Origin of the sequence: Streptomyces sp. NRRL WC-3549 (genome assembly GCF_000721935.1) — a bacterium.
GTDB lineage: Bacteria > Actinomycetota > Actinomycetes > Streptomycetales > Streptomycetaceae > Streptomyces.
The window spans coordinates 23,514-30,184 of the sequence record NZ_KL585408.1 but is presented as its reverse complement, the minus strand read 5'-3'; the positions used below and the strand labels follow the sequence as shown (position 1 = coordinate 30,184).

Sequence of the window (6,671 nt, the reverse complement as noted above, 5' to 3'; positions counted from 1 at the left end):
ACAGCGGCTTGGCGACCAGGTGGACGGCGTGCACCCCGCCGAGGAGGCCGGCCAGGTCCACCACGACGACGGCGAGGAACGCGGCGAGGAGCGGGCGGACGAGCCGGGGTGCCCGCGGGAGCGCGCTCATGCGGCACGCCTGGCGGCGCGGCGGGCGGGCGCGGGGGCCCCGGCGGGAGGCGCGGGCTGCCACCCCGGCCCGCGGAAGACCCGCCCGGCCCGCTCGCTCCAGCTGCCGGCGGCCCGTACGTCCCGGGCGATGGCGGCGTACTCGTGGGTGGCGACACGGAGCGGGTTGTAGGTGGTGATGTTCTTGGTGAGGCCGTAGACGGGCCGTTCGTCCTCGGCGGCGAAGGAGCCGAAGAGCCGGTCCCAGACGATGAGGATGCCGCCGAAGTTGCGGTCGAGGTAGCCGCCCTGGGAGGCGTGGTGCACCCGGTGGTGCGAGGGCGTGTTGAGGACGTACTCGAAGGGGCGCGGCAGTCTGCCGATCCGTTCGGTGTGCACCCAGAACTGGTAGACGAGGTTCGCCGAGGAGCAGAAGGCGAGCGCCGCGGGATGCACGCCGAGGGCGATCATCGGGAGGTAGAACGGCCAGGAGGTCAGTGAGGTCCAGGGCTGGCGGAGCGCCGTGGTGAGGTTGAAGTTCCGGCTGGAGTGGTGCACCACGTGGCAGGCCCAGAGGATCCGGATCACATGGTGGCCCCGGTGCGACCAGTAGTAGAAGAAGTCCTGGGCGAGCAGCATCAGCAGGACCGTCCACCACAGCACGGGGACGCGCAGCGGGGTCAGTTCGTACAGGGCGGTGTATATCGCCACGACGGGTATCTTCCACAGCAGGTCGAAGACCAGGCTGCCCAGCCCCATGGTGACGCTCGTGGCCGCGTCCCTGGCTTCGTACCCGGCGGCCTCGTCGTCCGGGTGCAGCCGGTAGGACACCATTTCCAGGACGGTCAGCAGGACGAAGGCCGGGATGGACCACAGCACGACATCGGGCAGGTTCGGCTCCATGCGAGCACCGTAGAGCCGTCGTGCGGGCGGGGGATAGACGTTGTTACCCACAAGTATGTGAGACGCGAAGTCATCAGCGTTTGGCGGAACCCGCCAAGAACGCCGCTCCGCAGGATTCCGCCTCCGGAGGTCATCGGGGAGGAACACGTGTGCCGGGTACGGACGTTGTGCTGATCCGGCCGGCCGCCACGGCCGTCACCGAGGCCGGGGTCGGCACCCGGCCGGGTGCCGGACCGGCCCCCGGACCCGGTACGCCCGCTCCCCCGCCCGGCGAGGCCGGACCGCCCGGCGACGCCGGCACTCGAAGCACGGCACTCGAAGCACGGCTCACGGCGTCGGTACGCCGACCAAGACCCGCCCCCCCGGGGGGCGGGTCCCTCCTCGGGGCGCGGGCCTCACGCCCCCGCCGCCGCCAGCAGCGCCCCCGCCGCGTACGTCACCGCCATGGCGACCGCTCCCCCGCCCATGTTCCGCAGCACCGCGCGCCCCACGGGCGCCTCACCCAGCCGCGCGCTCCACCAGCCGGTGACGGCCAGCGCGGCGAGCACCGAGACCACCGTGATGACCAGCCGCAGCGAGTCCGGCGGCAGCACGATGGCCAGCAGCGGCAGCAGCGCGCCGACCGTGAAGGCCACGAAGCTCGCACCGGCCGCGTGCCACGGGTCGGTCAGCGCGTCCGGGTCGATGCCCAGCTCGACCTCCGCGTGGGCGCGCAGCGCGTCGCGTGCGGTGAGCTGGACGGCGGCCTCGCGGGCGACCCGGGCGTTCAGCCCCTTCCCCCGCAGCATCTCGGTCAGCTCGTCGAGTTCGGCCTCCGGCGTCTCCTCCAGCTCGCGCCTCTCCATGGCCAGCGCCGCCCTCTCGGAGTCACGCTGGGTGGAGACCGAGACGTATTCGCCGGCCGCCATGGACATGGACCCCGCGAGCAGCCCGGCCAGACCGGCCGTCAGGAGGGTGGCCCGGTCGCCGGTCGCCCCGGCGACGCCGACGACCAGTCCGGCGGTGGAGACCACGCCGTCGTTGGCGCCGAGGACCGCCGCCCGCAGCCAGTTGAGCCGGGTTCCGAGACCGCTCTCGTGGGGTTCCTCGTGCCTCTGCGCCTGAGTCTCCTTCACCCCGGGAGGGTCTCACCGCCCGGGCCCCGGACGCACCCCCGACCCGCACCGCCGGCCCCTCGGCCGACGGAGGGCCGGCCCCTCCCGGTTCACGGACCCGGGGCGCCCGGCTGGGGCGCTGTCAGTCGCGGCCCGTATTCTCTGTGACCATGCTCGACGACCGTCAGACCGCAGCACCGTGGCCGACCGCCTACCCCCAGGGGTACGCGGTCGTCGACGTGGAGACCACCGGACTCGCCCGCGACGACCGGATAGTGTCCGCGGCGGTCTACCGTCTGGACGCACGGGGCGAGGTGGAGGACCACTGGTACACGCTGGTCAACCCCGAGCGGGATCCCGGTCCCGTCTGGATCCACGGGCTGACCAGCGAGGCCCTGGAGGGGGCACCGCTCTTCCCGGAGGTCGCCGCCCAGTTGTCCGAGCGGCTCGACGGCCGGGTGCTCGTCGCCCACAACGCGGCGTTCGACTGGTCGATGCTCGCCCGGGAGTACGCCCGTGCGGCGATCACCGCGCCGGTGCGGCAGCGGCTGTGCACGATCGCGCTCTCCAAGGAGCTCCGGCTACCGCTGCCCAACCACAAGCTGGAGTCGCTCGCCGCGCACTTCGGCGTGGTGCAGCAGCGCGCCCACCACGCCCTGGACGACGCGCGGGTGCTGGCCGAGGCGTTCCGGCCGAGCCTGCACGCGGCGGCCCGGGGCGGGATGCGGCTGCCGCTGCTGGAGGGCCGGCCGCTGACCGAGTGGACGGACTCCCCGGTCGCCCCGCGCGTCGGCTACCGGCCGCCGGGCGGCCAGGGCACCTGGCGTGCCTCCCGTAAGCGCCCCGCGTGCCCGTATCCCAACCCCGGCCGATACGAGCCGGACAAACCGCTCATGCAGGGCATGAGGGTGGCCTTCTCCGGGGACACCTCGGTCGACCGTGAACTCCTGGAGGACCGCGCCGTCGAGGCCGGTCTGCACGTGGCGACCAGCGTCTCCCGGCTGACGAGCCTGCTCGTCACCAACGACCCGGACGCGGCGACGTCCAAGACGGTGAAGGCCAAGTCGTTCGGCACGCCGATCCTGGAGGAGAGCGCCTTCACCCATCTGCTGAGGGACGTGGCCCCGGCCCGGTCCGTCGCGGTGCCGCCCCCGTCACCGTCATCGGAGTGAACCGGACGCGACTCGCCCGCCATCCACTCGCCCGCCGCCGCCCGGCGTCCCACCCTGTGGCGCATGGCACGTTGCGAGGTATGCGGAAACGACTACGGGATGTCCTTCGAGGTGCACGCGCAGGGCGCGGTGCACGTCTTCGACTGCTTCTCCTGCGCCATCCACCGCATGGCGCCCATCTGTGAGCACTGCCGGGTCCAGGTCATCGGCCAGGGCGTGGAGGCCGACGGCCACTGGTACTGCGGCGGCCACTGCGCGCGGGCCGAGGGAAGGACGGGGATCGTGGACAAAGTATGACGGTCCGGTCCGCCCCGACGGGGACCCTCCGTGCCGCACCCCATGACCCCGGCTGTACGGTCATGGGGTGTACCGCTTCCTGTTGACCCGGCAGTGGGTGATCCTCACCCTCATCGTCCTCGTCCTGATTCCCACGATGGTCGAACTGGGTTTCTGGCAGCTGCACCGGCACGAACACCGGGTCGAGCAGAACGCGCTGATCACGAAGAACCTCGAAGCCGCCCCGGTCCCCGTCTCCCGCCTGACCTCCCCCGGGCACACCGTCCCGCGCTCGGACTACTGGCGTACGGTGACGGCCACCGGCACCTTCGACACCGAGCACGAGGTCGTCGTGCGCCGCCGCACCTCGCGGGACGAGCACATCGGCGTCCTGGTCCTGACCCCGCTGGACCTCAAGGGCGGCGGCACCGTCGTGGTCAACCGGGGCTGGGTCCCGGCCGCCGCCACCCAGGAGGCCTTCCCCGAGGTCCCGGCCCCGCCCCGCGGCGAGGTCACCGTCACCGGCCGGCTCAAGGCCGACGAGACGACGGGCGCCAGCGGCATCAAGGACCTGGCCGGCCTGCCGGACCGCCAGGTGATGCTCATCAACAGCGCCCAGCAGGCCCACCTGCTCGGCCGTCCCGTCCTCGGCGGATACCTCGAGCTGACCGACCCCGCGCCGGCCGACGGCAGCCCCGAGACGATCGCCGCCCCCGACGACGGCTCCATCGGCCCGCACATGGCCTACGCCGTCCAGTGGTGGCTCTTCGCCGCCGGCGTCCCGGTCGGCTGGGTGATCCTCCTGCGCCGCGAGAAGCGCGACCGTGAGGAGCAGGCGGCGAAGGAGAGCGAGAGCGCCGGGGCGCCGGAGCCGGCCACCGCCTGAGACGCCTTCCCCGCTCCTGCTGCTTAGCGGGGCCGCGGTCCGGGAAGACGCCGGTACGTGACACCACGTATCGAGGACTACGCGCTCATCGGTGATCTCCAGACCGGTGCCCTGGTCGGCAAGAACGGTTCCGTCGACTGGCTGTGCCTGCCCCGCTTCGACTCGGGCGCCTGCTTCGCGGCCCTGCTCGGCGACGAGGACAACGGCCACTGGAGGATCGCCCCCCAGGGCGCCGGCCCCGCCGACACCTGCACCCGCCGCGCCTACGTGGACGACTCGCTGGTCCTGGAGACGTTCTGGGAGACCCGGACCGGGACGGTGAAGGTCATCGACTTCATGCCGCAGCGCGACAAGGCACCCGACGTGATGCGGATCGTCGAGGGCGTCAGCGGCAGCGTCGACATGAGGTCCGTCCTGCGGCTGCGCTTCGACTTCGGCAAGGTGGTGCCCTGGATGCGCCGCTCCCACGGCCACCGGGTGGCGGTGGCGGGCCCCGACTCGGTCTGGCTGCGCAGCGAACCTCCGGTCAAGACCTGGGGCCAGCAGTTCAGCACCTGCTCGTCCTTCACGGTGAAGGAGGGCGAGAGCGTGGCCTTCGTCCTGACCTGGCACGCCTCCCACTCCCCGCGCCCGAAGCTGATCGACCCGCACAAGGCGCTGAGGCACACCCTGTCGGACTGGGCGCAGTGGGCGGCCCGGTGCACGTACCACGGCAGTCACCGGCAGGCCGTGATGCGCTCCCTGATCACGCTGAAGGCACTCACCTACGCCCCCACCGGCGGCATCGTCGCGGCCCTGACCACCTCCCTGCCGGAGGAGATCGGCGGCGTACGCAACTGGGACTACCGCTACTGCTGGCTACGGGACTCCACCCTCACCCTCGGCGCCATGATCTCGGCCGGCTATCTGGAGGAGGCCCGCGCCTGGCGCAACTGGCTGCTCCGCGCCGTCGCGGGCGACCCGGCGGACCTCCAGATCATGTACGGCCTCGCCGGGGAACGCAGACTCCCCGAGACGGAGCTGCCCTGGCTCGACGGCTACGAGCGCTCCCGCCCCGTCCGCACCGGCAACGCGGCCGTGCAGCAGCGTCAGCTCGACGTGTACGGCGAGGTCATCGACTCGCTGCGGGTGGCCCGCGAGGCCGGGCTCGGGGACAAGCCGCACGCCTGGAACCTGCAGCTCAGCCTGCTCGGCTTCCTGGAGTCCGCCTGGCGCGAGCCGGACGAGGGCCTGTGGGAGATCCGCGGGGAGCGCCGCCACTTCGTGCACTCCAAGGTGATGGCCTGGGTGGCCGCCGACCGCGCGGTACGCACCCTGGAGGAGAACCCGGGGCTGCCGGGCGACGCCGACCGCTGGCGGACGATGCGGGACGCGGTCCACGCGGAGGTCTGCGAGCGCGGCTACGACCCCGAACGGAACACCTTCACCCAGTCCTACGGCTCGCGGGAGCTGGACGCATCGGTCCTGCTCGTCGTGCGGACCGGGTTCCTGCCGACCGACGACCCCCGGGTCATCGGCACGGTCGACGCCGTCCGCGCCGAACTCGCCTCCGACGGGCTGGTCCGCCGTTACAGCACCGAGGGCCCCTCCGTGGACGGCCTGCCCGGCGAGGAGGGCGCGTTCGTCGTCTGTTCCTTCTGGCTGGTCGACGCGCTTCTGCGGACGGGCCGCAGGAAGGAGGCGGAGGAGCTCTTCGAGAAGCTGCTGGCCCTGCGCAACGACGTGGGGCTGCTCGCCGAGGAGTACGACACGGTGGCCGGACGCCAGCTGGGCAACTTCCCGCAGGCCTTCAGCCACATCGGACTGGTGAACAGCGCGGTCGACCTCGCGGCGCACGAGGCGGCAGGATAGGACCATGGATCTTGGACTGAAGGACCGCGTGTACATCGTGACCGGTGCGAGCCGGGGGCTGGGCAACGCCACGGCGAGCGCCCTCGTCGCGGACGGCGCGAAGGTGGTCGTCTCCGGACGGGACGAGAAGGCCATCACGGCCGCCGCAGCCGGACTGGGCGAGGACGCCGTCGGTGTCGTCGCCGACAACGCCGACCCGTCGGCCGCACAGCGCCTGGTGGACACCGCGAAGGAACGCTTCGGCCGGCTGGACGGCATCCTCGTCAGCGTCGGGGGCCCCGCCCCCGGCTTCGTCGCCGACAACACGGACGACCAGTGGCAGTCCGCCTTCGAGTCGGTCTTCCTCGGTGCCGTCCGGCTGGCCCGCACGGCCGCCGCCGC

7 protein-coding genes are annotated in these 6,671 nt (G+C 72.5%); 5 read left to right on the top strand and 2 right to left on the bottom strand.

The window, feature by feature from the left end:
* Positions 1–126: 126 nt before the first annotated feature.
* Both IH13_RS0119375 and IH13_RS0119370 read right to left on the bottom strand, forming a co-directional pair.
* Complete coding sequence (locus IH13_RS0119375; protein WP_031086125.1) at positions 127–1,011, bottom strand: sterol desaturase family protein; 885 nt, start codon at positions 1,009–1,011, stop codon at positions 127–129.
* Positions 1,012–1,406: 395 nt separating this feature from the next.
* On the bottom strand, positions 1,407–2,126 hold the full coding sequence (locus IH13_RS0119370) for a VIT1/CCC1 transporter family protein (RefSeq protein ID WP_031086124.1): 720 nt from the start codon (positions 2,124–2,126) through the stop codon (positions 1,407–1,409).
* 143 nt (positions 2,127–2,269) lie between these two features.
* Here IH13_RS0119370 and IH13_RS0119365 point away from each other — a divergent pair, with 143 nt between their 5' ends.
* The 5 genes from IH13_RS0119365 to IH13_RS0119345 form a co-directional block, all read left to right on the top strand.
* Positions 2,270–3,277, top strand: coding sequence for a DEDDh family exonuclease (locus IH13_RS0119365; protein ID WP_031086123.1), 1,008 nt, complete (start codon positions 2,270–2,272; stop codon positions 3,275–3,277).
* A gap of 63 nt (positions 3,278–3,340) precedes the next feature.
* Positions 3,341–3,574, top strand: coding sequence for a hypothetical protein (locus IH13_RS0119360; protein WP_082317647.1), 234 nt, complete (start codon positions 3,341–3,343; stop codon positions 3,572–3,574).
* A gap of 67 nt (positions 3,575–3,641) precedes the next feature.
* Positions 3,642–4,439, top strand: a complete 798-nt coding sequence (locus tag IH13_RS0119355) for an SURF1 family cytochrome oxidase biogenesis protein (RefSeq protein ID WP_031086121.1) — start codon at positions 3,642–3,644, stop codon at positions 4,437–4,439.
* Positions 4,440–4,496: 57 nt separating this feature from the next.
* Positions 4,497–6,290 carry a glycoside hydrolase family 15 protein gene (locus IH13_RS0119350; RefSeq protein WP_031086119.1) on the top strand — a complete coding sequence of 598 codons (1,794 nt, stop codon included), beginning with the start codon at positions 4,497–4,499 and terminating at the stop codon, positions 6,288–6,290.
* Positions 6,291–6,294: 4 nt separating this feature from the next.
* Positions 6,295–6,671: SDR family NAD(P)-dependent oxidoreductase (locus IH13_RS0119345; RefSeq protein WP_031086117.1), on the top strand; the 377-nt coding region annotated here is incomplete at its 3' end.